The organism is Aeromicrobium fastidiosum (assembly GCF_017876595.1).
Lineage (GTDB): Bacteria > Actinomycetota > Actinomycetes > Propionibacteriales > Nocardioidaceae > Aeromicrobium > Aeromicrobium fastidiosum.
In genome coordinates this window covers 2,005,084-2,029,362 of sequence record NZ_JAGIOG010000001.1, presented here as the reverse complement: position 1 = coordinate 2,029,362, position 24,279 = coordinate 2,005,084, and the positions used below count along the sequence as shown (strand labels likewise).

25 protein-coding genes are annotated in these 24,279 nt (G+C 69.8%); 13 read left to right on the top strand and 12 right to left on the bottom strand.

What is annotated here, in order from left to right; genetic code table 11:
* Positions 1–16 precede the first annotated feature (16 nt).
* The 8 genes from JOF40_RS10080 to JOF40_RS10045 all read right to left on the bottom strand — a co-directional run bounded on the left by JOF40_RS10080 (position 17) and on the right by JOF40_RS10045 (position 7,806).
* A complete protein-coding gene (locus tag JOF40_RS10080; RefSeq protein WP_129185786.1) occupies positions 17–1,189 on the bottom strand; it encodes an amidohydrolase in 1,173 nt (390 codons plus the stop codon).
* A gap of 4 nt (positions 1,190–1,193) precedes the next feature.
* Positions 1,194–1,637 carry an SRPBCC family protein gene (locus JOF40_RS10075; protein WP_129185785.1) on the bottom strand — a complete coding sequence of 148 codons (444 nt, stop codon included), beginning with the start codon at positions 1,635–1,637 and terminating at the stop codon, positions 1,194–1,196.
* Positions 1,597–2,895 (bottom strand): MFS transporter, encoded by a 1,299-nt coding sequence (locus tag JOF40_RS10070; RefSeq protein WP_129185784.1) that lies wholly within the window; start codon positions 2,893–2,895, stop codon positions 1,597–1,599. The genes JOF40_RS10075 and JOF40_RS10070 overlap by 41 nt, the downstream gene beginning before the upstream one ends.
* Entirely contained in the window at positions 2,892–3,302 is a 411-nt protein-coding gene (locus tag JOF40_RS10065) for a MarR family winged helix-turn-helix transcriptional regulator (protein ID WP_129185783.1), read from the bottom strand. Before JOF40_RS10065 ends, JOF40_RS10070 begins: the two co-directional genes overlap by 4 nt.
* A 126-nt stretch (positions 3,303–3,428) precedes the next feature.
* A complete protein-coding gene (locus tag JOF40_RS10060) occupies positions 3,429–4,241 on the bottom strand; it encodes a dienelactone hydrolase family protein (RefSeq protein ID WP_129185782.1) in 813 nt (270 codons plus the stop codon).
* Between the two features lie 138 nt (positions 4,242–4,379).
* Complete coding sequence (locus JOF40_RS10055) at positions 4,380–5,126, bottom strand: succinate dehydrogenase/fumarate reductase iron-sulfur subunit (RefSeq protein ID WP_129185781.1); 747 nt, start codon at positions 5,124–5,126, stop codon at positions 4,380–4,382.
* A complete protein-coding gene (locus tag JOF40_RS10050; RefSeq protein WP_129185780.1) occupies positions 5,123–7,087 on the bottom strand; it encodes a fumarate reductase/succinate dehydrogenase flavoprotein subunit in 1,965 nt (654 codons plus the stop codon). Before JOF40_RS10050 ends, JOF40_RS10055 begins: the two co-directional genes overlap by 4 nt.
* Positions 7,084–7,806 carry a succinate dehydrogenase cytochrome b subunit gene (locus tag JOF40_RS10045; protein ID WP_281286528.1) on the bottom strand — a complete coding sequence of 241 codons (723 nt, stop codon included), beginning with the start codon at positions 7,804–7,806 and terminating at the stop codon, positions 7,084–7,086. Before JOF40_RS10045 ends, JOF40_RS10050 begins: the two co-directional genes overlap by 4 nt.
* Before the next feature lie 86 nt (positions 7,807–7,892).
* Between JOF40_RS10045 and JOF40_RS10040 the strand changes: the two genes are divergently transcribed.
* Entirely contained in the window at positions 7,893–8,798 is a 906-nt protein-coding gene (locus tag JOF40_RS10040) for a LysR family transcriptional regulator (protein WP_129185779.1), read from the top strand.
* On the opposite strand, the gene JOF40_RS10035 is transcribed toward JOF40_RS10040, so the two are convergent.
* Both JOF40_RS10035 and trpS read right to left on the bottom strand, forming a co-directional pair.
* A complete protein-coding gene (locus JOF40_RS10035; RefSeq protein ID WP_129185778.1) occupies positions 8,795–9,307 on the bottom strand; it encodes a 2'-5' RNA ligase family protein in 513 nt (170 codons plus the stop codon). The two genes, JOF40_RS10040 and JOF40_RS10035, sit on opposite strands and share 4 nt — an antisense overlap.
* Positions 9,304–10,323 carry a tryptophan--tRNA ligase gene (trpS, locus tag JOF40_RS10030; RefSeq protein ID WP_129185777.1) on the bottom strand — a complete coding sequence of 340 codons (1,020 nt, stop codon included), beginning with the start codon at positions 10,321–10,323 and terminating at the stop codon, positions 9,304–9,306. The genes JOF40_RS10035 and trpS overlap by 4 nt, the downstream gene beginning before the upstream one ends.
* A 42-nt stretch (positions 10,324–10,365) precedes the next feature.
* Here trpS and JOF40_RS10025 point away from each other — a divergent pair, with 42 nt between their 5' ends.
* The 7 genes from JOF40_RS10025 to purU all read left to right on the top strand — a co-directional run bounded on the left by JOF40_RS10025 (position 10,366) and on the right by purU (position 17,449).
* Positions 10,366–11,214 (top strand): DUF3592 domain-containing protein, encoded by an 849-nt coding sequence (locus tag JOF40_RS10025; RefSeq protein ID WP_129185776.1) that lies wholly within the window; start codon positions 10,366–10,368, stop codon positions 11,212–11,214.
* 10 nt (positions 11,215–11,224) lie between these two features.
* Positions 11,225–12,346, top strand: a complete 1,122-nt coding sequence (gene galK, locus JOF40_RS10020) for a galactokinase (RefSeq protein ID WP_129185775.1) — start codon at positions 11,225–11,227, stop codon at positions 12,344–12,346.
* Complete coding sequence (locus JOF40_RS10015; protein ID WP_129185774.1) at positions 12,343–13,188, top strand: prephenate dehydratase; 846 nt, start codon at positions 12,343–12,345, stop codon at positions 13,186–13,188. Before galK ends, JOF40_RS10015 begins: the two co-directional genes overlap by 4 nt.
* Complete coding sequence (locus JOF40_RS10010; RefSeq protein ID WP_129185773.1) at positions 13,185–14,294, top strand: GNAT family N-acetyltransferase; 1,110 nt, start codon at positions 13,185–13,187, stop codon at positions 14,292–14,294. The genes JOF40_RS10015 and JOF40_RS10010 overlap by 4 nt, the downstream gene beginning before the upstream one ends.
* A 144-nt stretch (positions 14,295–14,438) precedes the next feature.
* Positions 14,439–15,005 (top strand): PadR family transcriptional regulator, encoded by a 567-nt coding sequence (locus tag JOF40_RS10005; RefSeq protein ID WP_129185772.1) that lies wholly within the window; start codon positions 14,439–14,441, stop codon positions 15,003–15,005.
* Positions 14,984–16,540, top strand: coding sequence for an MFS transporter (locus JOF40_RS10000; RefSeq protein WP_245343119.1), 1,557 nt, complete (start codon positions 14,984–14,986; stop codon positions 16,538–16,540). The genes JOF40_RS10005 and JOF40_RS10000 overlap by 22 nt, the downstream gene beginning before the upstream one ends.
* A gap of 48 nt (positions 16,541–16,588) precedes the next feature.
* Positions 16,589–17,449, top strand: a complete 861-nt coding sequence (purU, locus tag JOF40_RS09995; RefSeq protein ID WP_129185770.1) for a formyltetrahydrofolate deformylase — start codon at positions 16,589–16,591, stop codon at positions 17,447–17,449.
* Here the strand turns inward: purU and ppk2 are convergent.
* A complete protein-coding gene (gene ppk2 / locus JOF40_RS09990; protein WP_246152874.1) occupies positions 17,446–18,351 on the bottom strand; it encodes a polyphosphate kinase 2 in 906 nt (301 codons plus the stop codon). The two genes, purU and ppk2, sit on opposite strands and share 4 nt — an antisense overlap.
* A gap of 135 nt (positions 18,352–18,486) precedes the next feature.
* Between ppk2 and JOF40_RS09985 the strand changes: the two genes are divergently transcribed.
* From JOF40_RS09985 to JOF40_RS09965, 5 genes are all read left to right on the top strand, one after another.
* A complete protein-coding gene (locus JOF40_RS09985; protein WP_245343118.1) occupies positions 18,487–19,098 on the top strand; it encodes a DedA family protein in 612 nt (203 codons plus the stop codon).
* Positions 19,099–19,226: 128 nt separating this feature from the next.
* A complete protein-coding gene (locus tag JOF40_RS09980) occupies positions 19,227–20,261 on the top strand; it encodes a sulfate ABC transporter substrate-binding protein (protein WP_129185769.1) in 1,035 nt (344 codons plus the stop codon).
* Positions 20,258–21,112 carry a sulfate ABC transporter permease subunit CysT gene (cysT, locus tag JOF40_RS09975; RefSeq protein ID WP_372440727.1) on the top strand — a complete coding sequence of 285 codons (855 nt, stop codon included), beginning with the start codon at positions 20,258–20,260 and terminating at the stop codon, positions 21,110–21,112. Before JOF40_RS09980 ends, cysT begins: the two co-directional genes overlap by 4 nt.
* Complete coding sequence (locus tag JOF40_RS09970; RefSeq protein ID WP_129185768.1) at positions 21,105–21,935, top strand: sulfate ABC transporter permease; 831 nt, start codon at positions 21,105–21,107, stop codon at positions 21,933–21,935. Before cysT ends, JOF40_RS09970 begins: the two co-directional genes overlap by 8 nt.
* Before the next feature lie 24 nt (positions 21,936–21,959).
* A complete protein-coding gene (locus JOF40_RS09965; RefSeq protein ID WP_129185767.1) occupies positions 21,960–22,931 on the top strand; it encodes a sulfate/molybdate ABC transporter ATP-binding protein in 972 nt (323 codons plus the stop codon).
* 123 nt (positions 22,932–23,054) lie between these two features.
* Here JOF40_RS09965 and JOF40_RS09960 read toward each other — a convergent pair whose 3' ends face one another.
* The gene (locus JOF40_RS09960) at positions 23,055–24,275 is read right to left on the bottom strand and encodes an MFS transporter (RefSeq protein WP_246152876.1); all 1,221 of its coding nucleotides are present in this window, start codon (positions 24,273–24,275) and stop codon (positions 23,055–23,057) included.
* Positions 24,276–24,279 lie beyond the last annotated feature (4 nt).

The window sequence follows — 24,279 nt, the reverse complement described above, 5'->3', positions numbered from 1 at the left end:
CGTCAGGAGGGACCGATCAGCTGACGGCGGCGATGGCCAGCACCTTCGCGCCGACCGCGATCGCCCGTTCGTCGACCCGCAGGTTGCCCTGGTGCAGGTCGTACGTCGGCCCGTCGGGGGTGCGGGTGCCGAGGCGTCCCATCGACCCGGGAACCGCCTCGACGTACCACGCGAAGTCCTCGCCGCCGAGGCTCTGGGCGGTCGACGCGACACCCGCGGGACCGACGGCCTGCGAGACCGCGCGGCGCAGGATCTCGGTGGCCCCGAAGTCGTTGACGACGGGCGGGACGCCGCGCGTGTACGTGACGTCGGCGCTGACCCCGAACGGCTCGATGATGTCGCTGATGAGGCCGCGGACGAGGTGCTCGGCCTGGTGCCAGGCGGCCGCGTCGAGCATGCGCAGCGTGCCGCTGAGCTCGCCCGTGGACGGGATGACGTTGGCCGCGTTGCCGGAGCGGATCTGGCCCCACACCATGCTGGCCCCGGCGCGGGGGTCGAACCGTCGCGAGAGCACGGCCGGCAGCTGGGTCAGCAGGCTGCCGAGCGCGTACGTGAGGTCCTCGGTCAGGTGGGGGCGCGACGTGTGCCCGCCGCGACCGCTCAGGTGCACCACGATGTGGTCGGACGCGCCCGTGATGGGTCCCTCGCGCAGACCGACCTGCCCGACGTCGAGCGACGGGTCGCAGTGCAGCGCGAAGATGCGCGACACGCCCTTGAGGGCACCGGCGGCCAGCAGCTTGAGCGCGCCACCGGGCATGACCTCCTCGGCGGGCTGGAAGATCAGCCGTACCCGCACCGGCAGACCGTGCTCGGCGTGGACGTGCGCCAGCGCCACCGCGGCACCCAGCAGCGCCGACACGTGGACGTCGTGGCCGCACGAGTGGGACACGCCGGGAACCGTCGACTTCCAGGGGTCCTGCGAGGTGTCGATGACGGGCAGCGCGTCGAGGTCGGCGCGCAGGGCCACGATGGGACCCTCCGTGGGTCCGATCTCGGCCATCAGGCCGGTGCCCTCGAAGCGCTCGTACGACACCCCGAGCTTGTCCATCCAGACGGCCACGATGTCAGTCGTCCGCTCCTCGTGCCACGACAGCTCCGGGTAGGCGTGCAGGTCGCGGCGCACCTCGATCAGGTCGGGCGTGACCACGTCGATGGAGCGGGCGATCGACTCGGCCAGGGACGGGGACATTCCCTCAGGCTAGCCCGCCCTCGCCCTCGAGCGCGCCGCGGATGTGCTCGACGGTCTCGTCGGCGAGCGCCGCGAGCTTCGGCTTGACCACGAGCGGGGCGAGGTACTTGACGATGCCGCGGAACTGGAAGTCGGCCCGGTAGTGGATCTGGGTGCGGTCGCCGTCGCGCGTGAACGTCATGGTGTCGGTCGCGGTCGACTGCCGGTTGGTGCCCCGCGCCGAGAAGAACGTCGGACGGTCGAAGCCGATCGTCTCGTACGTCAGCTCGACCTCTCGGCCCGCGAACGACGACCGGTTGGCGTACGTCGTGCCGATGCCGCCGTCACCGCCCGTGCGACGCGTCTGGATCGTGCCGGGGTCCCAGTGGTTGGTGTTCTCGAAGTCGCTGAGGTAGTCGAAGACGTCCTCAACGGATCTCGACACCGTGAAGGTGCGCTCGACGTGCATGACTCCACGGTAGGTCCCGCAGGCCGCGGCGCAACTCCTCGCGCTGGGCGTCCTGCGTGCCGAAGTACCAGGCGGTCGCCGCGGCGATGCCGAGGAGGGTCACGCCCCCGCCGCCCAGCAGCATCCAGCGGGCCCCGAAGGTCTCGCCGACCCAGCCCACGAGCGGCGCCCCCACGGGCGTCCCTCCCATGAACACCATGAGGTAGAGCGCTGCGACGCGTCCGCGCATCATGGGGCTGGACGTCAGCTGGATCGTGGCATTGGCCGACGTCACCATCGTGAGGGCGCACAGGCCCAGCACCGGCAGCACGGCGGCGAAGGTGACGTAGGTCGGCATCAGTCCGGCGACGATCTCGGTGACGCTGAAGGCTGCGCCGGCCAGCACCACGAACCGAAGCCGGGGACGCGCCCGACGGGCGGCCAGCAGCGCACCCGCGAGCGAGCCGAGCGCCATGATCGAGGCCAGCAGCCCGTACTCCCCCGCCCCCTTGCCGAAGACCTGGGTGGCCATGAGGGCGCTGGTCATCTGGAAGTTCATGCCGAACGTGCCGACGAAGAACACGCAGGTGAGGATCAGGACGAGGTCGGGGCGCGACCGCACGTACGTGATGCCGTCGCGGACGGCGTGCTTGCGCGTGCCGGTGACCTCCGACGGCGTCAGGTGGCGGGGGTCGAGCAGCTGCAGCGACGTCAGCACCGCGAGATAGCTCACGGCGTTGACGAGGATGACCCATCCGGCGGCGCGCACGCCCGAGCCGAGCGCGGCGATCAACAGGCCCGCGACGGCGGGGCCGATCATGCGGGCCAGGTTGAACGAGGCCGAGTTGAGGCCTACGGCGTTGGCGAGGTCCTTGGGGCCGACGATCTCGACGACGAACGACTGGCGTGCGGGGGCGTCGAAGGCCGTCCCGATGCCGAAGACGAACGCCAGGAGGTAGACGTGCCACGCCTGCACGACGCCCGTGACGGCAAGGATGCCCAGCAGCGCGGCAGGCACCGCCATCGCGATCTGCGTGCACCGCAGGATCGTCCGCTTGGGCACCCGGTCGGCGACGACCCCGGCGATCGGCGAGAACAGCAGCGCCGGCAGCAGCTGGAGCCCCGTCGTGATGCCGAGCGCCGTGCCGCTGTTCGTGAGCTGCAGCACGAGCCAGTCCTGGCCGATGCGCTGCATCCAGGTGCCGGTGTTGGAGACGATCGCGCCGAGGATGTAGATGCGGTAGTTGCGCACCGCCAGCGCGCTGAACGTGGGGCTCACCGGGCGGACAGCCGTTCCAGCAGCGCGGCAGCCTCCTCCAGGGTGGCGCGCTCGGACTCGGTCAGCTCGGCCAGACCGTGTGCGAGCCACTGGTCGCGGCGTTCGCGCTCCTCCGCCAGCACCGCCTCCCCCTGCTCGGAGACCGAGACGAGCACCTGCCGGCCGTCGTCGGGGTGGGGCTCGCGGATCGCGTACCCGTCGTCGACGAGGCAGTTGAGGGATCGGGTGATCGACGGGGGCTGGACGCGCTCGTGCGCGGCGATCGCGGTCGGCGTCGCGCGACCCAGCTGACGGATCGCGCCGAGCACGGACAGCTGGGTGGGCGTCAGGTCGCTGTGCCGCTCCTGGCGGAGGCGCCGGTTGAGCCGTGCCACCGCCCGGGCGAGCTGATGAGCATCGGTGGGCATATCCTTAGCATAACAAATTACCCACGCTAACCACATGTCGAGGCGCGGGTTCCGCCTCCCTGACGCGTGGGTCGCGCCCGCCGACGCATGGCGAAAGCCACGCGTCGGCGGGGCGGAACCCACGCGTCAGCGAGAGGGGGGTGCAGGGGTGAGGCGTTCGTGGAGGAAGGCGACGACGCGGTCACGGGCGGCCATGGCCTCGTTGCCCTCGCGCACCTCGTGGGTGAGGACGGAGTGGGCGCTCTTGGAGAACCCGCCGGCGTTGCCCTCCGACGAGTCGAGCTCGATGACCTCGAAGGCGTCCCCCAGGTGCTCCCGGAGGGCGGCGAACCGCTTGGGCGAGACCGCCCTGTCCTCGCTGAACCGTAGGCCCATCACGCAGAGTCCGTCGTCGACGACCCGCCGCTTGACGGTCGCGAGCTCGTCCGGCGACAGGCCCACGTCGGCCTGCCGGGCACCGCCGATCGGGAACGGCACCGACGGCTGGCTCATGACCGGAGCCGTTACCGAGTCGTCGACGGCTGCGGCGAGCGCGAACCCGCCCGTGAAGCACATCCCGATGACGCCGACGCCGGTTCCGGGCGTGCGGGCGTCGAGGTCGCGGGCGACCGCCCGCAGGAACTCGCTGATCGGACGAGCCGACCGGGTCGCGAACGCCCGGAACTCCGACGAGACGCACAGGCGCGCCATCACGCCGACCGCGTAGCCGGCCGACATCCCACGACCGGGCGTGCCGAACGGCGACGGCACGACGACCGTGAAGCCCTGGTCGACGAGGTGATCGGCCAGGCCCAGCACCTCGGGCGTCATGCCGGGGATCTCGGGGATCAGGACGACACCAGGTCCGCTGCCCTTCTCGTAGCAGTCGTGGGTGAGCTCGCCGCCCGTGAACGACGACACCACCCACCCATCCAGCGAGGACGTAGGAGCAGAACTCATCCCCGAAGCCTAGGCGTCAGACGCCAGCTGCGCCCGCCCGACCATGGGTCGAGCGAGCGCAGCGAGCGAAGACAGGCGCCCAGGCGAAGCCTGGCCGCTGTGAGGGACGAACAGCGGATGCGGCGAAGCCGCGCGCCGCTACGCCTTGCCCTTGGCGAGCGCTCCGAGGAGGTCGCGGTTGAGGCGGCTGATGGTGTCGAGCGGGATGCCCTTGGGGCACGACGAGGTGCACTCGCCGATGTTGGTGCAGCCGCCGAAGCCCTCGTGGTCGTGCTGCTCGATCATGCCGATGACGCGGGAGTCGCGCTCCGGCTGACCCTGCGGCAGCAGGCCCAGGTGCGTGATCTTGGCAGCCGTGAACAGCATGCCCGAGCCGTTGGGGCACGCCGCGACGCAGGCACCACAGCCGATGCAGGCGGCCGACTCGAAGGCGTGGTCGGCGTCTTCCTTGCGGACGGGAAGGTTGTTGGCCTCGGGTGCCGATCCGGTCGGCGCGGAGATGAAGCCACCGGCCTGGATGATGCGGTCGAACGCGCCGCGGTCGACGACGAGGTCCTTGACGACCGGGAACGCACCGGCGCGCCACGGCTCGATGTCGATGACGGCACCGTCCTCGAAGCTGCGCATGTGCAGCTGGCACGTCGTCGTGGTCTGCGGCCCGTGGGCCTGACCGTTGATGACGACGCCGCACGCACCGCAGATGCCCTCGCGGCAGTCGTGGTCGAAGGCGATCGGGTCGTCGCCGCTCAGCGTCAGCTGCTCGTTGAGGACGTCGAGCATCTCGAGGAACGACATGTGTTCACTGACGTCCTCGACGCCGTACGTGACCATCTTGCCCTTGTCGTCGGCGTTCTTCTGGCGCCAGACGCGCACGGTGATGTTCACTTGTAGCTCCTCGACTTCATCTCGACGTACTCGTATTCGAGTGGTTCCTTGTGCAGCGTGGGCTGCTTGTCGCCGTACTCCCAGGCCGACACGTAGGCGAACTCGTCGTCGTGACGCAGCGCCTCGCCGTCCTCGGTCTGGCTCTCGGCGCGGAAGTGGCCGCCGCACGACTCGCGGCGGTTGAGCGCGTCGATGCACATGAGCTCGCCGAGCTCGAAGAAGTCGGCGACACGGCCGGCCCGCTCGAGCGTCTGGTTGAGCTCCTCGTTGACTCCGGTGACCTTGACGTTGGCCCAGAAGTCGGTCTTGAGGTCACGGATCATGCCGATGGCCTTGGTCAGGCCCTCCTCGGTGCGCTCCATGCCGCAGTAGTCCCACATGATCTGGCCGAGCTCCTTGTGGTACGAGTCGACCGTGCGGGTGCCGTTGATGCCGAGGAACGTCGCGATGCGCTGCTCGACGGCCTGCTTGGCCTCGACGACCGCTGGGTGGTCGTCGGCGACCTTCTCGAAGGGGCCGTCGGCCAGGTAGTTGGCCAGCGTGTTCGGCAGGACGAAGTAGCCGTCGGCCAGGCCCTGCATGAGGGCCGAGGCGCCGAGCCGGTTGGCACCGTGCTCGGAGAAGTTGGCCTCGCCGGCCACGAACAGACCCGTCAGGTTGCTCTGCAGGTCGTAGTCGACCCACAGTCCGCCCATCGTGTAGTGCACGGCCGGGTAGATGCGCATGGGCTCGGAGTAGGGGTCCTCGCCGGTGATCTGCGCGTACATGTCGAACAGGTTGCCGTACTTGGCCTCGACGGCCGGACGGCCCAGACGGTCGATCGCCTCGGCGAAGTCGAGGTAGACCCCGAGCCCGCCGGGACCGACGCCCTTGCCGGCGTCGCACTGGTACTTGGCGGCGCGCGACGCGATGTCGCGGGGCACCAGGTTGCCGAACGCCGGGTAGATGCGCTCGAGGTAGTAGTCGCGCTCGTCCTCGGGGATCTCGCTGGCCAGGCGCTCGTCGTTCATCTTCTTGGGCACCCAGATGCGGCCGTCGTTGCGCAGCGACTCGCTCATCAGCGTCAGCTTGCTCTGGTAGTCACCGGACACCGGGATGCAGGTGGGGTGGATCTGCGTGTAGCAGGGGTTGGCGAAGTACGCGCCCTTGCGGTGCGCGCGCCACGTGGCCGTCGTGTTGGATCCCATGGCGTTGGTCGACAGGAAGAACACGTTGCCGTAGCCGCCGGTGGCCAGCACGACCGCGTCGGCCGTGTGCGTCTCGATCTCTCCCGTGACCATGTCGCGGACGATGACGCCACGGGCGCGGCCGTCGACCATGATCAGCTCGAGCATCTCGTGGCGCGTGTTCATCTCGACCGTGCCGGCACCGACCTGCCGCTCGAGCGCCTGGTAGGCACCGATCAGCAGCTGCTGTCCGGTCTGGCCGCGGGCGTAGAACGTGCGCGACACCTGCACGCCACCGAACGAGCGGTTGTCGAGCAGTCCGCCGTACTCGCGGGCGAACGGGACGCCCTGCGCGACGCACTGGTCGATGATGTTCACCGACACCTGCGCGAGGCGGTAGACGTTGGACTCGCGGGCGCGGAAGTCGCCGCCCTTGACCGTGTCGTAGAACAACCGGTAGATGCTGTCGCCGTCGTTGCGGTAGTTCTTGGCGGCGTTGATGCCACCCTGCGCGGCGATCGAGTGCGCGCGGCGCGGGCTGTCCTGGTAGCAGAAGCTCTTGACGTGGTAACCGGCCTCGCCCAGCGTCGCGGCCGCCGAGGCACCGGCCAGACCGGTGCCGACGATGATGACGCTGATCTTGCGGCGGTTGGCCGGGTTGACGAGCTTGGCGTTGAACTTGCGGTCGTCCCAGCGCTTCTCGATGGGTCCGCTCGGCGCCTTGGCGTCGTGGATGTCGTCGCCGATGGCGTGGAACTGCTCGGACGGGTTCTTGTACGGCTCAGTGATGGTCATGATCCAGCTCCGAAGAAGAAGACGGCGAAGGGGACGGTCAGGAAGCCGCCGGCGATGATGACGGCCAGACCGATCGACACCGCGGTGATGCGCGACGACTTGCGGGTCGAGCTGTGGTTCTGACCCAGCGTGGTGAGCGCGCTCCAGAAGCCGTGCGCGAGGTGGAAGCCCACCGCGACCAGGCCGATCGTGTAGAGCAGGACGACCCACCACAGCTCGAAGCCGTTGACGACGCGGTCGTACTTGCTGTCGGACGCGCCGCCGGGCGAGAGCCAGTTGGGCAGCATCTGCGCGACGTGGCCGATGATGAACAGAAGCAGGATGATGCCGCCCCAGCGCATCGTGAAGGAGGCGTAGCTGCGCTGGACGCCCGTCTTGTTCTGCTTGGTGTGGTAGCGCGTGTTGCCGACGAAGCCCGCTGCTGCCTTGTTGCGACGCCACAGCGTGATCGCGGCGTAGACGTGGACGACCAGGGCTGTCGTCAGGACGACCCGGATGATCCAGAGCGCGCCCTCGTGCGGGAGGTACGGGTAGAGGATGTCGTCGAGACCCTCGAGGTAGCTGTCGAACTTCTCAGGACCCTGGAAGAACTTCAGGTTGCCGTACATGTGGACGAGCAGGTAGCCCAACATGATGAGCCCCGACACCGCCATCGAATACTTCAGGGCGACGGTCGAACGCTTCGCTGACGGCCGCTTCGCAGTTTGGGTAGTTGCCACGATCACACAGTAGGACGGTTCGGCGATTCGCGCTAAGTCTAGTTGAGGGCATCCTTCATAGCCGTTGGCTATGACACACTTGACCAGTGCAGATACATCAGCTCTCCTACTTCGTGGCCGTCGCCCGCACCCGGCACTTCACGAGGGCCGCCGACCTGGCGGGGGTCTCGCAGCCCACGCTGTCCAAGCAGATCAGGGTCCTGGAGAACTCGCTCGGCACTCCCTTGTTCGTCCGGGGACGCAGCGGCATCGAGCTGACGAGTGCCGGCGAGGCGCTGCTCCCCCACGCGCAGCGCATCCTGATCGACGTCGAGAGCGCCGAGCGGACGGTGCACGAGGTCGCGAACCTGCGACGTGGCCGCGTGCGACTCGGTGCCACGCCATCGCTGTGCGACGGGCTGCTGCCGCAGGCGCTGACCCGCTTCCACGAGATGTATCCCGCGATCGACCTCGAGGTGCAGGAGGCCGGCTCCCGCGTGCTGACCCGCGAGCTCGCGCAGGGACGACTCGACGTCGCGCTGCTGATCGTCCCGCTGCACAGCGACGAGCCCGACATCGAGACGACACCCGTGCTGCGCGAACGGCTCGTGCTGGCGAGCCCCGCGTCGTCCGACGTGCCGGACCGCATGGACGTCAGCGACCTGCGCGACCTCCCCCTCGTGATGTTCCGCGAGGGCTACGACCTGCGCGACGTCACGCTCCGCGCCTGCGCACAGGCGGGCTTCGAGCCCCGGCTCGCGGTCGAGGGCGGCGAGATGTCGGCCGTCCTGCGCTTCGTCGAAGCCGGGCTCGGGCACGCGGTCGTGCCCAGCATGGTGCTGTCGACCCGACCCCAGCTCAAGGTGTCGCACCTAGGCAACCCGCCGCTCGACCGGGTCGTCGCCCTGGCCCACCGCAGCTCCGAGGCGCTCCCCCTGGCGGCCCAGGCGTTCAAGGCCGAGCTGCTCGACCACCTGACGACGGTCGGCGGCAGCGATCTCGAAGTCGTCTAGCTGCCGAGCGAGAACGCTCGCTGCGGCACCCAGCCGGAGGCGTCCTCGTGGTGGTAGAGGGCGAACTCGCTGACCGTGAACTCGCACTCGAAGTCGGCGAGGTCCTCGTACGCGCGGTCGAGGCTCGGGTCGTCGAGGTTGTGCGCGACCGTGACGTGCGGGTGGAACGGGAACTCCGGCTCGGGGCTGTTGAGGGCCTCGCGGACGCACTGGGCGAGCATCTCGGTGTAGGAGATGCCCTGGCTGACGGCGACGAACACGACGGGCGACACCGGACGGAACGTGCCCGTCCCCCGCAGCCGCATCGGGAACGCGGGCAGGGCTGCGGAGGCCCGCTCGAGCGAGTCGCAGACGACCTCCAGCTCGGCGTCGGCGACCTCGGTCGGCGGGATCAGCGTGACGTGGCTCGGAACCGTCTCGGCCATGGGATCGCCGAAGTCGGCGCGCTTCTCCCGCAGCAGCGACCCGAAGGGGTCGGGCACGGGGATCGCGACGCCGATGATCGTCACGGCCGGATGCCCCGCACGAACCCCGACCGCTCGTACACGAGGTCGAGCGTCGTGGACGCGACCTCGCTGGCCTGCTCGGCGCCGCGGGCGAGGACGCGGTCGAGCTCGCCGCGGTCGTCGAGCAGCTCACGCGTGCGGTCGCCGAACGCGCCGACGAACTCGGCCAGCAGATCGCCCAGGGCGACCTTGAGGTGCCCGTACTGGCGTCCCTCGAACTCCGTGACGATCGCCTCCACCGATTCACCGGTGAGCGCGGAGTAGATCGACAGGAGGTTGGAGATGCCGGGCTTCTCGACGGGGTCGAACGAGATCTCGGTGCCGGAGTCGGTCACGGCCGAGCGCAGCTTCTTGGCGACCTGCTTGGGGGTGTCGGTCAGGTCGACGACGCCCGCGTGCGACTGGTTGGAGCCGCTCATCTTCTTGGTCGGGTCCTGCAGGTCGTAGATCTTGGCGGTCGCCTTGACGATGTGTGCCTCGGGCACCGTGAACGTCTCGCCGAAGCGGTGGTTGAACCGCTGCGCGAGGTTGCGCGTCAGCTCGACGTGCTGGCGCTGGTCCTCGCCGACGGGGACCTTGTCGGCCTGGTAGAGCAGGATGTCGGCGGCCATGAGGATCGGGTAGGTGAACAGCCCGACGCTCGAGACGTCCTGCCCGCCCTTGGCGCTCTTGTCCTTGAACTGCGTCATGCGGCTGGCCTCGCCGTAGCCCGTGATGCCGCCCAGCACCCAGGCGAGCTGGGCGTGCTCGGGCACATGGCTCTGCACGAACAGGGCGCTGCGCTCGGGGTCGACGCCCGCCGCGAGGAACTGGGCCGCGGCGATGTACGTGCGCTCGCGCAGCAGCGCGGGGTCGTACTCGACGGTGATGGCGTGCAGGTCGGGCACGAAGTAGAACGCCTCGAACTCGTCCTGCAGGGCGACCCACTGCTTGAACGCGCCGAAGTAATTGCCCAGGTGGTACGAGTCGGCCGTGGGCTGAGCCCCGGACAGCACGCGTGGTCGACGGTCGGCAGGCATGGGGACGATTCTGCCAGCCGCTGCGAGCCGTAGCGTGTGCGCATGCCGGTTCCCTCCTCGGACGACGTCGACATGGCCGCGTGGCACGACCCCGCGGTTCGGGCCGCGTGGCGAGCTCACGTCCGCCGCGCGTCCCGACTGGTCGTCGGCGCGGTCGTCGTCATGCTGGTCGTCGGCGCGATCTGGACGGTGCTCCTGCGCCAGGACGACGCCGCCCTGCGCGACGGGGTCGAGACGTCGGCGACGGTCACGGGTGGCTACGTCGGCAACGGCATGCGCCAGTTTCCCGACACCCTGTACGTCAGCTACGAGGTCGACGGGAAGCGGTTCGGCGGCACCTTGGAGGGCGAGTCGCCCAAGCACCACCCCGAGGGATCGAGGATCACCGTCGTCTACGACCCCGACTCTCCCAGCGAGTTCCGCACCCCCTCCAACGCCAACCACCCGTTCTGGGTCGACTTCCCCCTGTTCATGGTGGCGATGGGTGCGCTCGTCGCGCTGGCGGTGGGCGTGTGGGGCGGGGTCGCCGCCCGACGCTGGCGCGGGTGGCTGCTCGCGCACGGCACCACCGACGTCCACCTCCGCTCCTCGTCCAACCTGCCGGGGGACGACGGCAACGGCCGGTTTCTCCTGCGCATCAGCAGGGGCGGACCTGCGCCGCTCGACGTCGTCACCCGCCTGTCGGGCCCACGCCGGTGGACGGAGGGCTCGTGGGTCCGCAGCCGCTCCCTGAAGCGCTTCGACGGTCCGGGCCGCATGTGCCGGGGCACCCGCCGACGTCTGATCGTCTTCGCTCCCGACGCGAAGCTGCCCCTCGAGGTGGCCCTGCCGCGGCGCTCCACCGCGGCGCAGGGGTGGATGGAGCGCTTCGCCCCGCGCACGCCTCGGTAGTGTCACGCAAGTGACTGACGTGTGCCGGTGGGACGTGCCCGGCCGGGTGAACCTGATCGGCGAGCACCTCGACTACAACGGTGGCCCCGTGCTGCCCCTGGCGATCGACCGCAGCGTGACGGTCAAGGCCCGAGCCCGCGACGACGGCGCGGTCAACGTGTGGAGCGACCTGGCCGGAGCCAGCAAGGTGTCGTTCGCGGTGACGGTGCAGCCGGGCGACGTCGACGGCTGGGCGTCGTACGTCGCCGGCACGATCTGGGCCCTGCTCGATCGAGGTCACGCCGTACCCGGCGCCGACCTGGTACTCGAGTCGCGCCTGCCGTCGGGCGCGGGGCTGTCGTCGTCGGCGGCCACGACGTGCGGCGTCGCCTCGGCCATCGGTGACCTGTTCGACCTGGGCCTCGACCGCACCGAGGTGGCCCTGGTCGCCCAGCACGCCGAGGCCGGCTTCGTCGGCGCGCCAGTCGGCCTGATGGACCAGCTGGCGGTGCTGCACGGCACCGAGGCGCACGGCGTCCTGATCGACACCGCCGTCACGCCGCACACCACGACGTCCGTCGAGCTGGGGTGGGAGGCCGACGGTCTCGTGCTGGCCGTCATCGCCACGGGTGCGCACCACGCCCTCGCAGACGGCGAGTACGCAGCCCGGCGCGAGGAGTGCGAGCGCGCCGCCGCCGAGCTGGGGCTCGAGTGGCTCGCGCAGGCCGGTCTCGACGCCACCGTGATGCTGGCCGACGAGACCCTCAAGGCACGCACCCGGCACGTCCTCACCGAGACCGCCCGCGTCCGCGGCGCCCTCACGGCCGTCAACCGGCGCGCGTGGCCGCAGCTCGGCACGATCCTGACGGCCTCGCATGCCTCGTTGCGCGACGACTTCGAGGTCAGCTGCCCCGAGCTCGACGTCGCGGTCGAGGCGGCGCTCGAGGCAGGTGCCCTCGGCGCCCGCATGACGGGTGGCGGCTTCGGGGGCAGCGCGATCGCGCTGGTCGCTCCCGAGAAGGTGCAGGCCCTGCGCGAGAAGGTCGAGGCGCGCTACGCCCTGCACCAGTGGACGCGCCCCGAGGTCTTCGTGGTCCATGCGGCAGACGGCGCGCACCGGGCCGGTCCCGACGGTGCCAGACTGGACGCGTGACCTCTCGACGCATCGCCTACCAGGGTGAGCCCGGCGCCAACTCCGACCTGGTGTGCAAGCAGCACTACCCCGACTGGCAGACCGTGCCGTGCGCGTCCTTCGAGGACGTCTTCGCGGCGGTCACCGGCGGCGATGCCGAGCTCGCGATGATCCCGATCGACAACTCGATCGCCGGTCGCGTCGCCGACATCCATCACTTCCTGCCCACCTCGGGCCTGCACATCATCGCCGAGCACTTCCTGCGCATCCAGTTCAGCCTGCTGGGCGTCCCCGGTGCCACGATCGACCAGATCACGACGGTGCGCAGCCACGTGCACGCGCTGGGCCAGTGCCGCAAGATCATCAAGCAGCACGGGCTCACTACCGTCATCGCCGGCGACACGGCGGGGGCGGCGCGCGAGATCGCCGACGCCGGCGACCCGACCCAGGCGGCGATCTCCCCGCCGCTGGCAGCCAGCATCTACGGCCTCGACGTGCTGGCCTCCGACATCGAGGACGAGGACCACAACACGACCCGCTTCGTCGTGCTGTCGCGCGATCCCGTCCGTGCCCCGAGCGACGACGGCCCGGTCGTCACGAGCTTCATCTTCAACGTCCGCAATCTTCCCGCGGCGCTCTACAAGGCGCTCGGCGGGTTCGCGACCAACGGCGTCAACATGACCAAGCTCGAGAGCTACATGGTGGGTGGCGAGTTCATCGCTACGCAGTTCCTGGCCGAGGTCGACGGCCACCCCGACGACCTGCCGCTCGCGCGCGCGCTCGAGGAGCTCGCCTTCTTCACGACCGACGTCACGGTGCTCGGGGTGTACCGCGCCGATCCGTTCCGCGCCGCCAGCCGATGAGGTGGCCCCTGGTCGTCCCCGTCCTCAGCGACGGCGAGGTGACGATCCGGGCACACGTCCCGTCCGACGTCGACGGCCTGTTCGAGATGGCGACCGATCCCGACATGGTCCGCTGGACCGCGGTGCCCGATCCGCACACCCGCGCGATGAGCGAGCAGCTGGCGTTCACGGCGATGCCCCGCGGCTGGGAGGACGGGACGCACCGCGGCTGGGCGATCGAGGCGATCGACGACGACGGGCGCGCGCGGTTCGCCGGCAACGTCGACGTGCGCCAGAAGCCCATCGCCGACATCGGCTTCGCGCTGCACCCCTGGGCGCGGGGCCGCGGGATCATGGCGCGCGCGGTGCGGCTGGCCGTCGACTGGTCCTTCACGGAGGGCGGGGTCGAGATCGTGCACTGGCGATCGCACGTCGGCAACGAGCCGTCGCTGCGGGTCGCGCACGCGACGGGCTTCACGCTGCACGGCACGACGCCCGGCATGCTGCTCGAACGCGGACAGGTCATCGACGCCTGGACGGGCTCGCTGCGCTTCGGCGACGCCCCCTACGCGCACCGCCCGTGGGCCGAGGCGACGGTCCTGGAGTCCGAGCGTCTTCGCCTGCGTCCGTTCACCGACGCCGATCTGCCGCGCATCGCCGAGGCGTGCTCCGACCCGCTGAGCCGGCACTTCCTGTCGAACCTCCCCCAGCCGTACACGACGGCCACGGCCCGGGGATACGTCGACGACTGCACGTGGCAGGCGGCGACCGGCGCCAAGGCCACGTGGGCCGTGGCAGACCGCTCCACCGACCAGCTGCTCGGCAACATCGCCGTGATGGACCTGTTGGGCCTGGCCGGCGACCACGGCGAGATCGGCTACTGGCTCCACCCCGATGCGCGCGGCCGGGGACTCATGACCGAGGCCGTCAGGACGGTCGTGGCACATGCTCTCGACCCCGCCGGCCTCGACCGCCGACGGCTCGCCCTGCACGCCGCGGTCGACAACCCGGCGAGCAACGCCGTCGCGGTCGCCGCCGGGTTCACGCTGTTCGGCACGCAGCGGGTGGCCGAGCGTCTCGGTGACGGATCGTTCGACGACCTGAACGGCTACGAGCTCGTGCGCTGAGGCGCTGACGAGAGAATCGGGTCCTGTCCGCGCCGGTGCGGACAGGACCCGATTCTGTCGTCCCCGGCCGCGATAGTTGCAGCGCGAGACCACATCACGTATATTCCAGCTGGAATAGTTCGTTCGGAACATCGAGGATGGTGCATGACGTTGAAACCGCTCGGCGTCGCCGCCCTCGCCCTGCTGGCCGAGCGACCCATGCACCCCTACGAGATGTACCAGCTGCTGCTGGAACGTCACGAGGACCGCATGGTCAAGGTGCGCCCCGGCTCGCTCTACCACGCGGTCGAGCGTCTCCACGCCGACGAGCTCGTCGAGGTCACCGGCACCGAGCGCGAGGGCAACCGGCCCGAGCGCACCACCTACGCGCTGACCGAGCCGGGCAGGGCGGCCCTTCGGCAACGCGTCACCGAGCTCATCACGACCCCCGTCCGCGAGTACCCGCTGTTCACCCACGCCCTCAGCGAGGCCCACAACATCCCGGCCGACGAGGCTGCCGCAGCACTCACGACCTACGCCGACAGGCTCGACGAGGAGATCGCCGACCTCGGCAGCCTGCTCACCGCTGCCCGCGACCGCGGCGTCGAGCCGACGTACCTCCTCGCCGGCGACTACCTGCTGCACACCACCACGACCCAGCGCGACTGGATCCGCACCCTCGTCACCCGCATCGAGACCAAGGAATTCACATGGCAACCCGACCATCCATGACGACCGACCTCCCCCCCGGCACCGGCTCTTCCATCGACCGGTCCCCGTGGCCCGCCCTCTGGGCCATGGTCATCGGCTTCTTCATGATCCTCGTCGACAACACGATCGTGTCGGTCGCGACGCCGGCGATCCGCGACGACCTCGGCACCGACTACAACTCGGTCATCTGGGTCACGAGCGCCTATCTGCTCGCCTACGCCGTGCCGCTGCTCGTGACGGGACGACTGGGTGACCGCTTCGGCCCCAAGAACATGTACCTGCTCGGACTCACGATCTTCACGCTCGCCTCGCTCTGGTGCGGTCTGACCGGGTCGATCGAGATGCTGATCGTCGCCCGCGTCGTCCAGGGCTTCGGAGCCGCGCTCATCACACCGCAGACCATGGCGGTCATCACCCGCACCTTCCCCGCTGCCAAGCGGGGCAGTGCTATGGCGCTGTGGGGCGCGACGGCCGGCGTCGCGACGCTCGTCGGACCGATTCTCGGCGGCGTGCTCGTCGACTCGCTCGGCTGGGAGTGGATCTTCATCGTCAACGTCCCGGTCGGCATCATCGGCTTCGTCCTGGCCGTCCGTCTCGTGCCGGTGCTCCCGACGCACAGCCACACCTTCGACTGGCTCGGCGTGGCGCTGAGCGGTGTCGGCGTGTTCCTCGTGGTGTTCGGCATCCAGGAGGGCGAGAAGTACGACTGGGGCACCATCACGGGCATCATCAGCGTCCCGCTGCTGATCGCCGTCGGCGTGGCCGTCTTCGGCATCTTCATCTGGTGGCAGAGCCGCATCAAGGCCGAGCCGCTCGTACCTCTCGGGCTGTTCCGCGACCGCAACTTCTCTCTCGGCAACGGCGGCATCGCGCTCGTGTCGCTCGCCATCACGTCGATGTCGCTGCCGTTCTTCTTCTACGCCCAGGGCGTCCGCGGCTGGAGCCCCACGGAGTCGGCCCTGCTGATGGCACCCATGGCCGTCGTGCTGATGGTGCTGTCGCCGTTCGTCGGCAAGCTCGTCGACCGCACGCACCCCCGCAACATCACGGTCGTGGGGTTCGGCACCGCCGCGATCGCGATGTTCTGGCTGTCGCAGCTCATCGCGCCGGAGACACCGGTGTGGCAGCTGTGCCTCCCGATGGCGCTGTTCGGCGTCTCCAACGCCTGCCTGTGGGCACCGCTCAGCGCCACCGCGACCCGCAACCTGCCGATGTCGTCGGCCGGATCGGGTGCCGGCGTCTACAACACGACCCGGCAGATCGGTGCCGTGCTCGGCAGCGCCGCGATCGCGGCCCTCATCCAGGCCCGCCTCACGGCCAACGGCCTCGAGGGCGCGACCGAGGCCGGCCAGGGCGCGACCGGCGCGATGCCGGCCCCCGTGCAGACAGCGTTCTCCGATGCCATGTCGCAGACCCTCTACCTGCCCGTGGTCGCGTTCGTGATCGGCATCGTGCTGGTGCTGTTCCTGGCCAAGCCGTCGCACGCGGGTCACGGCGGGGCCCCGGTCGGGAACACGACGAAGGACGCCGAGGCCGTCGCCGAGCCGCAGCGCTAGTCAGTCAGCCGCCCGCGGGGGCACCCGGCCCTCTCCTAGAGTGGTCGGGTGCCCTCGTCGTTCGTCCTGACCCTCTCGTGCCCCGACCGTCCCGGTCTGGTCTACGCCGTCACCCGCTGGATCGCCGAGTCGGGCGGCAACCTGCTCGACAGCCAGCAGTTCAGCGACACGACTCCAGTGCCCGACCAAGTGGCGGAGTTCTTCCTGCGCGTCCACTTCGACTTCGCCGCGCCCCGCGGGCTCGACGAGGTACGCGCCGGCTTCGAGCCGGTGGCCACCGAGCTCGCCATGATGTACCGCCTCACGGTGGCCGAGCAGCCGCTGCGGGCGCTCGTCATGGTCTCGAAGGAGGGGCACTGCCTCAACGACCTGCTGTACCGCCAGAGCACCGGGGCACTCAACATCGAGATCCCCGCCGTCGTGTCGAACCACCGCGACCTCGAGCGGCTCGCGACGTCCTACGACGTGCCGTTCCACCACGTCCCCGCAGCCGACAAGCCGGCCGCCGAGGCCCGGCTGCTCGAGCTGGTCGCCGAGCTCGACGTCGACCTGGTCGTGCTGGCGCGCTACATGCAGATCCTGTCGGACGACCTGTGCCGCAGCCTCGACGGCCGCGCCATCAACATCCACCACAGCTTCCTGCCGAGCTTCAAGGGCGCGCGGCCTTACCAGCAGGCGCACGACCGCGGGGTCAAGCTCATCGGCGCGACCGCCCACTACGTCACGGCCGACCTCGACGAGGGGCCGATCATCGAGCAGGGCGTGCTGCGGGTCGACCACCGTCGCACGTCGGCCGACCTGGCCCGCGCGGGCCGCGACGTCGAGGCGCAGACCCTCTCGCGGGCCGTGCAGCTGCACGCCGAGTCACGCGTGCTCCTCAACGGCCGCCGCACCGTCGTCTTCGACTAGTCCGCGGCGTTCTTGAAGATCTCGGCCGCAGGACCGACGATCAGCGGATCGGCCCGGGTCACGATCTCGTCGTCACGGTTGTCGTAGTCGAACTGGGCCAGCACGTGCCGCATCGCCTCGACCCGGGCGCGCTTCTTGTCATTGCTCTTGACGACGGTCCACGGCGCGTCGGGCGTGTCGGTCAACGTGAACATCGCCTCCTTCGCCGCGGTGTACGCCTCCCACTTGTCGAGCGACTCCAGGTCCATCGGCGACAGCTTCCACTGCCTCACGGGATCGACCTGCCGAATCGCGAAGCGGGTGCGCTGCTCGGCCGACGACACCGAGAACCAGAACTTGACGAGGTGGACGCCGTCGCCGACGAGCATCCGCTCGAACTGCGGCACCTGCCGCATGAACTCGTCGTACTGGTCGTCGGAGCAGAAGCCCATGACCCGCTCGACACCGGCGCGGTTGTACCAGGACCGGTCGAACATCACGATCTCGCCGGCGGCGGGCAGGTGCTGCACGTAGCGCTGGAAGTACCACTGGGTCGACTCGCGCTCGCTGGGCTTCTCGAGCGCCACGACCCGCGCCCCGCGAGGGTTGAGGTGCTCGGTGAAGCGCTTGATCGTTCCGCCCTTGCCCGCCGCGTCACGACCTTCGAAGACCACGACCAGGCGCTCACCGCGGGTCTTGATCCAGTTCTGCAGCTTCAGCAGCTCGATCTGCAGCATCCGCTTCTGCAGGTCGTACTCGCGCACGTCCATGCGGGAGGGGTACGGGTAGCCGTCGCGCCAGGTGTCGACCGGGCGGCCGGTCGTGTCGAGCAGGACGGGATCGTCGTCCTCCACGTCGACCACGGTGTAGCCGTGCAGCTTGGCCAGGTCGATGCCGATGGGTGCCAGGAAGTCGGTGCTCACGCTGGGACGGTAGGGCAGCCGGGTGAACCCGCGGTGAACGAGATCGGCCTCACCCGTTCCTGAGTCGCGCGGTTTCCAGATCTCCGTAGGCTCGACGAGGGCCCTTCTCCGGTCCGCAGCCGATGAGAGGACCGCATGATCGACGGCATCAGCGACTTCGTGCTCGGCCTGGCCGGCTCGCCCTGGGTGTACCTGGTCGTGCTGGCCTTCGCGGCGGTCGACGCGTTCTTCCCGCCGATCCCGAGCGAGTCGGCGATCGTGGCGCTGGCCGCCTTCTCGGCCTCGTCGGGCCAACCCGACCTCGTGCTGCTCGGCCTCGCCGCGGTGGGCGGTGCCCTCATCGGCGACCACGCCGCCTACGGCGTCGGTCGGTGGCTGGGCACCGACCGGTTCGCGATCCTGCGTCGCCCCGCGGCGGTCGAGCTCATCGAGCGCGCGGAGGCCGAGCTCGACAAGCGGGCCGCGAGCCTGATCCTGACGGCCCGGTTCATCCCGGTCGGACGCGTCGCGGTCAACGTCACCGCGGGTGCCACGAGGTTCCGCTACCACCGGTTCGCCCCGCTCGCCGTCATGGCCGCGACGGCGTGGGCGACGTACTGCGTGCTGGTCGGGCTCCTCGCCGGTTCGTGGGTCAAGGACCAGCCGCTGCTGGGTGCAGCGGGTGCGATCGTCTTCGCCCTGCTCGCCGGCATCGTCATCGACAAGCTGCTGGCCCGGCACCGCAAGCGCGCGGCGAACGCCTCCTGAGCGACGCCATCTCAGGATGTGTCGGGATGTCCCACATCGTGAGATCGTCCGAAGTGCCTCCGCGACTCCCTTAGTTTGAGGTGCGAAGCGCGCCACGGTGGCGTGCCTGGACCCCCCGAGGAACGACCATGAGGATCTTCTCCCGCAAGCGTGTCGCGACCGCCGTCGCCGTGTCCCTGAGCGCCGCGGTGCTGGGCGCGTGTGGTGGAGGCAGCGACACCACCGGCGGCTCGACGCAGCTGTCCCTGGTCGCCTACTCCGTCCCCAAGGCGGCCGACGGTGCCCTGCAGAAGGCGTTCGAGAAGACGGCCGACGGCAAGGGCATCACGTTCAGGGAGTCGTACGGCGCCTCGGGCGACCAGAGCCGCGCCGTCGTCAGCGGGCTCAAGGCCGATGTCACGCACTTCTCACTGACCCCCGACACGACGCGCCTCGTCGACGAGGGCCTCGTCGCCAAGGACTGGGACCAGACCGCGACGAAGGGCATCCTGTCGACCTCGGTCGTGTCGATCATCGTGCGCAAGGGCAACCCCAAGAACATCCAGTCCTTCGCCGATCTCGCCAAGCCCGGCATCGGCATCGTGACGCCCAATCCGGGCTCCTCGGGATCGGCCCGCTGGAACATCCTGGCGGCCTACCAGGAGCAGATCGCCAACGGTGCCAGCGAGGCCGACGCCGAGGCGTACCTCAAGAAGGTCTTCGCCAACGTCGAGGCGCTGCCGGGCAGCGGTCGCGACGCCACCACCGCCTTCCAGGGCGGCACCGGCGACGTGCTGCTGTCGTACGAGAACGAGGCGATCTTCGCGCGTCAGCAGGGTGAGGACATCGACTACGTCGTGCCGAAGAAGAACCTCCTGATCCAGAACCCGGGTGCCGTGACGACCAAGGCCCCCGCCGCCGCCAAGAAGTTCCTGGCGTTCGGCGAGAGCGCAGCCGGGCAGAAGATCTTCGCCCAGTTCGGCTTCCGCCCCGTCGAGGGCGTCAGCGGCGTCGACGTCGGTGACGTCGAGGGCGCCAACGACCCGTCCGACCCCTTCCCGGCGATCGACGACCTCGCCACGATCGACACGACCTTCGGCGGCTGGGGGGCCACCAACAAGAAGTTCTTCGACGAGAACGACGGCATCATCACCAAGATCATCGCGGCCTCCGGCAAGTCGTGACGATCGACGCACCCTCCCTCGCCCCGGGCACCGCGCGTAGGCGCCGTGCCCGGGGCAGGCGACAGTCCACGCTGACGCGGTCCTCGGGCATCGGCCTGGGGATCGCGTTGACATGGTTCAGCATCCTGGTCCTGATCCCGCTGTGCCTCGTCGTGATCCAGTCGGTCGACGGTGGCTGGGAGACATTCCGCCAGACGCTGACCAACCCGCAGACCGCGGCGGCACTGCGCCTCACGGTGCTGCAGGCCCTGTACGTGACGGCGATCAACGTCGTCATGGGGACGCTCATCGCGTGGGTGCTCGTGCGCGACACCTTCCCGGGCAAGCGCCTGCTCGAGGTCGTCATCGACATCCCGTTCGCCCTGCCGACGATCGTCGCCGGCCTCGTGCTGCTGAGCCTCTACGGGCCGGACAGCCCGCTGGGCATCAACGTCGCCAACACGGGCCGCTCGGTGTTCCTGGCCCTGCTGTTCGTGACGCTGCCCTTCGTGGTCCGCACGGTGCAGCCCGTGCTGATGGAGCTCGACCGGGACGTCGAGGAGGCCGCCGCGTCGCTCGGGGCCAGCCGGTTCACGACGCTGCGCCGCATCATCCTGCCGAGCCTCGCGCCGGCGATCACCGCCGGTGCCGCGCTGTCGTTCGCGCGCGGGATCAGCGAGTACGGATCGTTCGTGCTGCTGTCGGGCAACCTGCCGCTCAAGACGGAGGTCGCGTCGGTGCGCATCCTGACCTACATCGAGAACGGCAACGAGGCCGCCGCCGCGTCCGTCGCGACGATCCTGCTGCTGGTCGCCCTGGCCGCGATCGTCCTGCTCCAGGTCCTGTCGAGCTGGGTGGCCCGTCGTGGCTAGCCGCGCCGCAGAGCCCCGCACCGCCGGCACGTACGTCCGCCGGCTGATCGTCGTGGCCTATCTGTTCCTGCTGGTCATCTGGCCCGTCGCGCTGGTCGTGCAGAAGACGTTCGAGGGCGGCCTCGACAACCTGCAGACCGCCCTGACCGATCCGGTGGTCACCGACGCGTTGCAGCTCACCGTCGTCGTCGCCCTGTGGGCCGTCGCGATCAACACCGTCTTCGGCGTCGGCATCTCGCTGCTGCTCGTGCGCTACGAGTTCCCGGGACGCCGCGTCCTGTCGGCCCTGATCGACCTGCCCCTGTCGGTCTCCCCCGTCGTGGTCGGCCTGGCCCTGCTGCTCGCCTACGGCGGCAACAACGGCACGTTCGGCCCGGCCCTCGAGGACGCCGGCCTGCAGATCGCCTTCGCGACCCCCGGCATCGTCATGGCGACCGCGTTCGTCAGCCTGCCGCTCGTGATCCGCGAGATCGTGCCGGTGCTGCAGGAGATCGGCACCGAGCAGGAGCAGGCCGCCACGAGCCTCGGCGCCGGCCCGTGGCAGACGTTCTGGCGCATCACGCTGCCGTCGATCAAGTGGGCGCTCGTCTACGGCGTCGTGCTGAGCCTGGCCCGCGCCCTCGGCGAGTTCGGCGCGGTCAAGGTCGTGTCGGGCAACATCGCCCAGCAGACCCAGACGGCCACCCTGGTCGTCGAGGAGAAGTACCAGGACTTCGAGCAGGGCTCCGCGTACGCGACGTCGTTCCTGCTCGCACTGATCGCGGTCGCGGCGCTCGTCGTCGTGACCATCCTTCGACCCAAGGACGAGACTGATGGGGACTGAAGCACTGATGGGGACTGATCACCGATGAGCATCGAGATCCGGGGCGTCAACAAGAACTTCGGCGACTTCGTGGCGCTGCAGGACATCGACCTCAGCATCCCCAGCGGACAGCTGACGGCGCTGCTCGGTCCGAGCGGCGGCGGCAAGTCGACGCTGCTGCGCATCATCGCGGGCCTCGAGACGTCCGACAGCGGGACGATCGAGATCGAGGGCCTCGACGCGACCGGCCTGCCGGCGCAGAAGCGCAACGTGGGCTTCGTGTTCCAGCACTACGCCGCGTTCAAGCACATGACGGTCGAGAAGAACGTCGCCTTCGGCCTCGAGATCCGCAAGAAGCCCAAGGACGAGGTCAAGCGCCGGGTCGCCGAGCTGCTGCGCCTCGTGCACCTCGAGCAGTTCTCGCACCGGCTGCCGTCCCAGCTCTCGGGCGGGCAGCGGCAGCGCATGGCCCTGGCCCGGGCGCTCGCGATCGAGCCCAGCGTGCTGCTGCTCGACGAGCCGTTCGGCGCGCTCGACGCCAAGGTGCGCAAGGAGCTGCGCGAGTGGCTGCGCCGCCTGCACGACGAGGTGCACGTCACGACGGTGTTCGTCACGCACGACCAGGAGGAGGCCCTCGAGGTCTCCGACAACCTCGTGGTCATCAACGAGGGCCGCATCGAGCAGATCGGCACGCCCGACGACCTCTACGACCGTCCGGCCAGCGAGTTCGTGCTGTCGTTCCTCGGACCTGTCACCCGTCTCGGCAACAAGCTCATCCGGCCGCACGACATCGACATCACGCGCTACGAGCACGCCGCCACGGCGACGGGACGCATCACCCGGTGGACGCGGGTCGGCTTCGAGATCCGGCTCGAGATCACGCCGGACGACGTGCTGCACCCCGACCCGGTTCAGGTCATCGTGACCCGCACGGAGGCCACGGCGCTGCAGCTGCACGAGGGCGACCAGGTGTGGCTGCGCCCCCGCGCCGGGGCCGAGACCGTCATCAGCAGCTGACCCCGCTCCGGGGAGGGCGTGGATTCCCAGGTTCACCCCGGAATCTGCACGGCCTCGCACAGGAACCCGACACTCCACCCCGGTTGCATCCGGGGTGGAGTGTCGGATTTCGGGGTCACCCCGTCAGCCGACAGGAGTCAGCGGCCTCGACGACGCAGCCGTCCGGCGCTGGAAGGCGATGCCCGCGACGAAGATCAGCAGGCCAAGGCTCGCCAGCACCACGCCGACCCAGCTGGTGGCGCGGTAGCCGTAGCCGGCCGAGATGATGATCGAGCCGAAGAAGGCACCGAGGCCGTTGGCGATGTTGAGGGCCGAGTGGTTGAGCGCCGCTCCCAGCATCTGGGCGTCCCCCGCTGCGTCCATCAGGCGGATCTGCAGGTTGATCGCGACGATCGAACCGAGCGCACCGACCCCGACGACCAGCAGCAGAGCCGGGACGACGTAGGGGGCCGAGTAGTAGAAGGCCACGAGCACCAGCGCCGTGGCGATGAACCCGCCGACGACCGAACGCTCGACGTCCCAGTCGGCCAGGATGCCGGCTCCCCACGAGCCCAGCACCGATCCGATGCCGAAGGCCAGCGTGAACGCGGCGACCCACGCGTCCGAGAGGTCCATGACCTTGGTGACCATCGGCGCGATGTAGCTGTACATCGCGAACAGGCCCCCGAATCCGACCATGCCGGCGGAGACCGCGAACAGCACCTGGGGACGCTTGAGCGCCGCGAGCTCGCCGCGCACCGACGCGTCGGTGTTGGCCGGCGAGTGCGGGACGAACACGAAGATCATGACGGCCGCGGCGATCGCGATGACCAGCACGGCCCAGTACGCGCTGCGCCACCCCAGGGTCTGGCCCAGGAGGGTGCTGGCAGGGACGCCGGCCACCGTCGCCACCGACAGCCCCAGCATGACCGAGCTGATCGCCCGGCCGCGCAGCTCGGGACGCACCAGCGACGCGGCCAGCAACGAGGCCACGCCGAAGTAGGCACCGTGCGGCAGACCGGCGACGAACCGCGCCGCCATGACGGGCAGGTAGCCGCTCGCGACGGCCGTGATCGCGTTGCCGACGCCGAGCGCCAGGATCAGCCCGATGGCCAGCTCCTTCTTCGGCAGACGGGCACCCAGCGACACGATGACGGGTGCTCCCACGACGACGCCGAAGGCGTAGGCCGTGATGATGTGCCCCGTCTCGGCGTTGGTGCGGTCGATGCCCGCCGCGATCTCCTCGAGCAGCCCCATCGTCATGAACTCGGTGGTGCCGATCGCGAAGCCGCCGAGGGCGAGGGCGATCAGCGCCAGGCTGACGTGGCGCGTGCGCGGGCGGGTGTTCGTGTCGAGGGCGGTCACACGT

Coding starts and splice junctions, on each gene's coding strand:
- JOF40_RS10065 (WP_129185783.1), bottom strand. CDS start 3,302: ATGCCCACCGATGCTCATCAGCTCGCCCGGGCGGTGGCACGGCTCAAC.
- JOF40_RS10060 (WP_129185782.1), bottom strand. CDS start 4,241: ATGAGTTCTGCTCCTACGTCCTCGCTGGATGGGTGGGTGGTGTCGTCG.
- JOF40_RS10025 (WP_129185776.1), top strand. CDS start 10,366: ATGCCGGTTCCCTCCTCGGACGACGTCGACATGGCCGCGTGGCACGAC.
- JOF40_RS10050 (WP_129185780.1), bottom strand. CDS start 7,087: ATGACCATCACTGAGCCGTACAAGAACCCGTCCGAGCAGTTCCACGCC.
- JOF40_RS10010 (WP_129185773.1), top strand. CDS start 13,185: ATGAGGTGGCCCCTGGTCGTCCCCGTCCTCAGCGACGGCGAGGTGACG.
- JOF40_RS10075 (WP_129185785.1), bottom strand. CDS start 1,637: ATGCACGTCGAGCGCACCTTCACGGTGTCGAGATCCGTTGAGGACGTC.
- JOF40_RS09985 (WP_245343118.1), top strand. CDS start 18,487: ATGATCGACGGCATCAGCGACTTCGTGCTCGGCCTGGCCGGCTCGCCC.
- JOF40_RS09965 (WP_129185767.1), top strand. CDS start 21,960: ATGAGCATCGAGATCCGGGGCGTCAACAAGAACTTCGGCGACTTCGTG.
- JOF40_RS10005 (WP_129185772.1), top strand. CDS start 14,439: ATGACGTTGAAACCGCTCGGCGTCGCCGCCCTCGCCCTGCTGGCCGAG.
- JOF40_RS10080 (WP_129185786.1), bottom strand. CDS start 1,189: ATGTCCCCGTCCCTGGCCGAGTCGATCGCCCGCTCCATCGACGTGGTC.
- trpS (WP_129185777.1), bottom strand. CDS start 10,323: ATGCCTGCCGACCGTCGACCACGCGTGCTGTCCGGGGCTCAGCCCACG.
- JOF40_RS10000 (WP_245343119.1), top strand. CDS start 14,984: ATGGCAACCCGACCATCCATGACGACCGACCTCCCCCCCGGCACCGGC.
- JOF40_RS09980 (WP_129185769.1), top strand. CDS start 19,227: ATGAGGATCTTCTCCCGCAAGCGTGTCGCGACCGCCGTCGCCGTGTCC.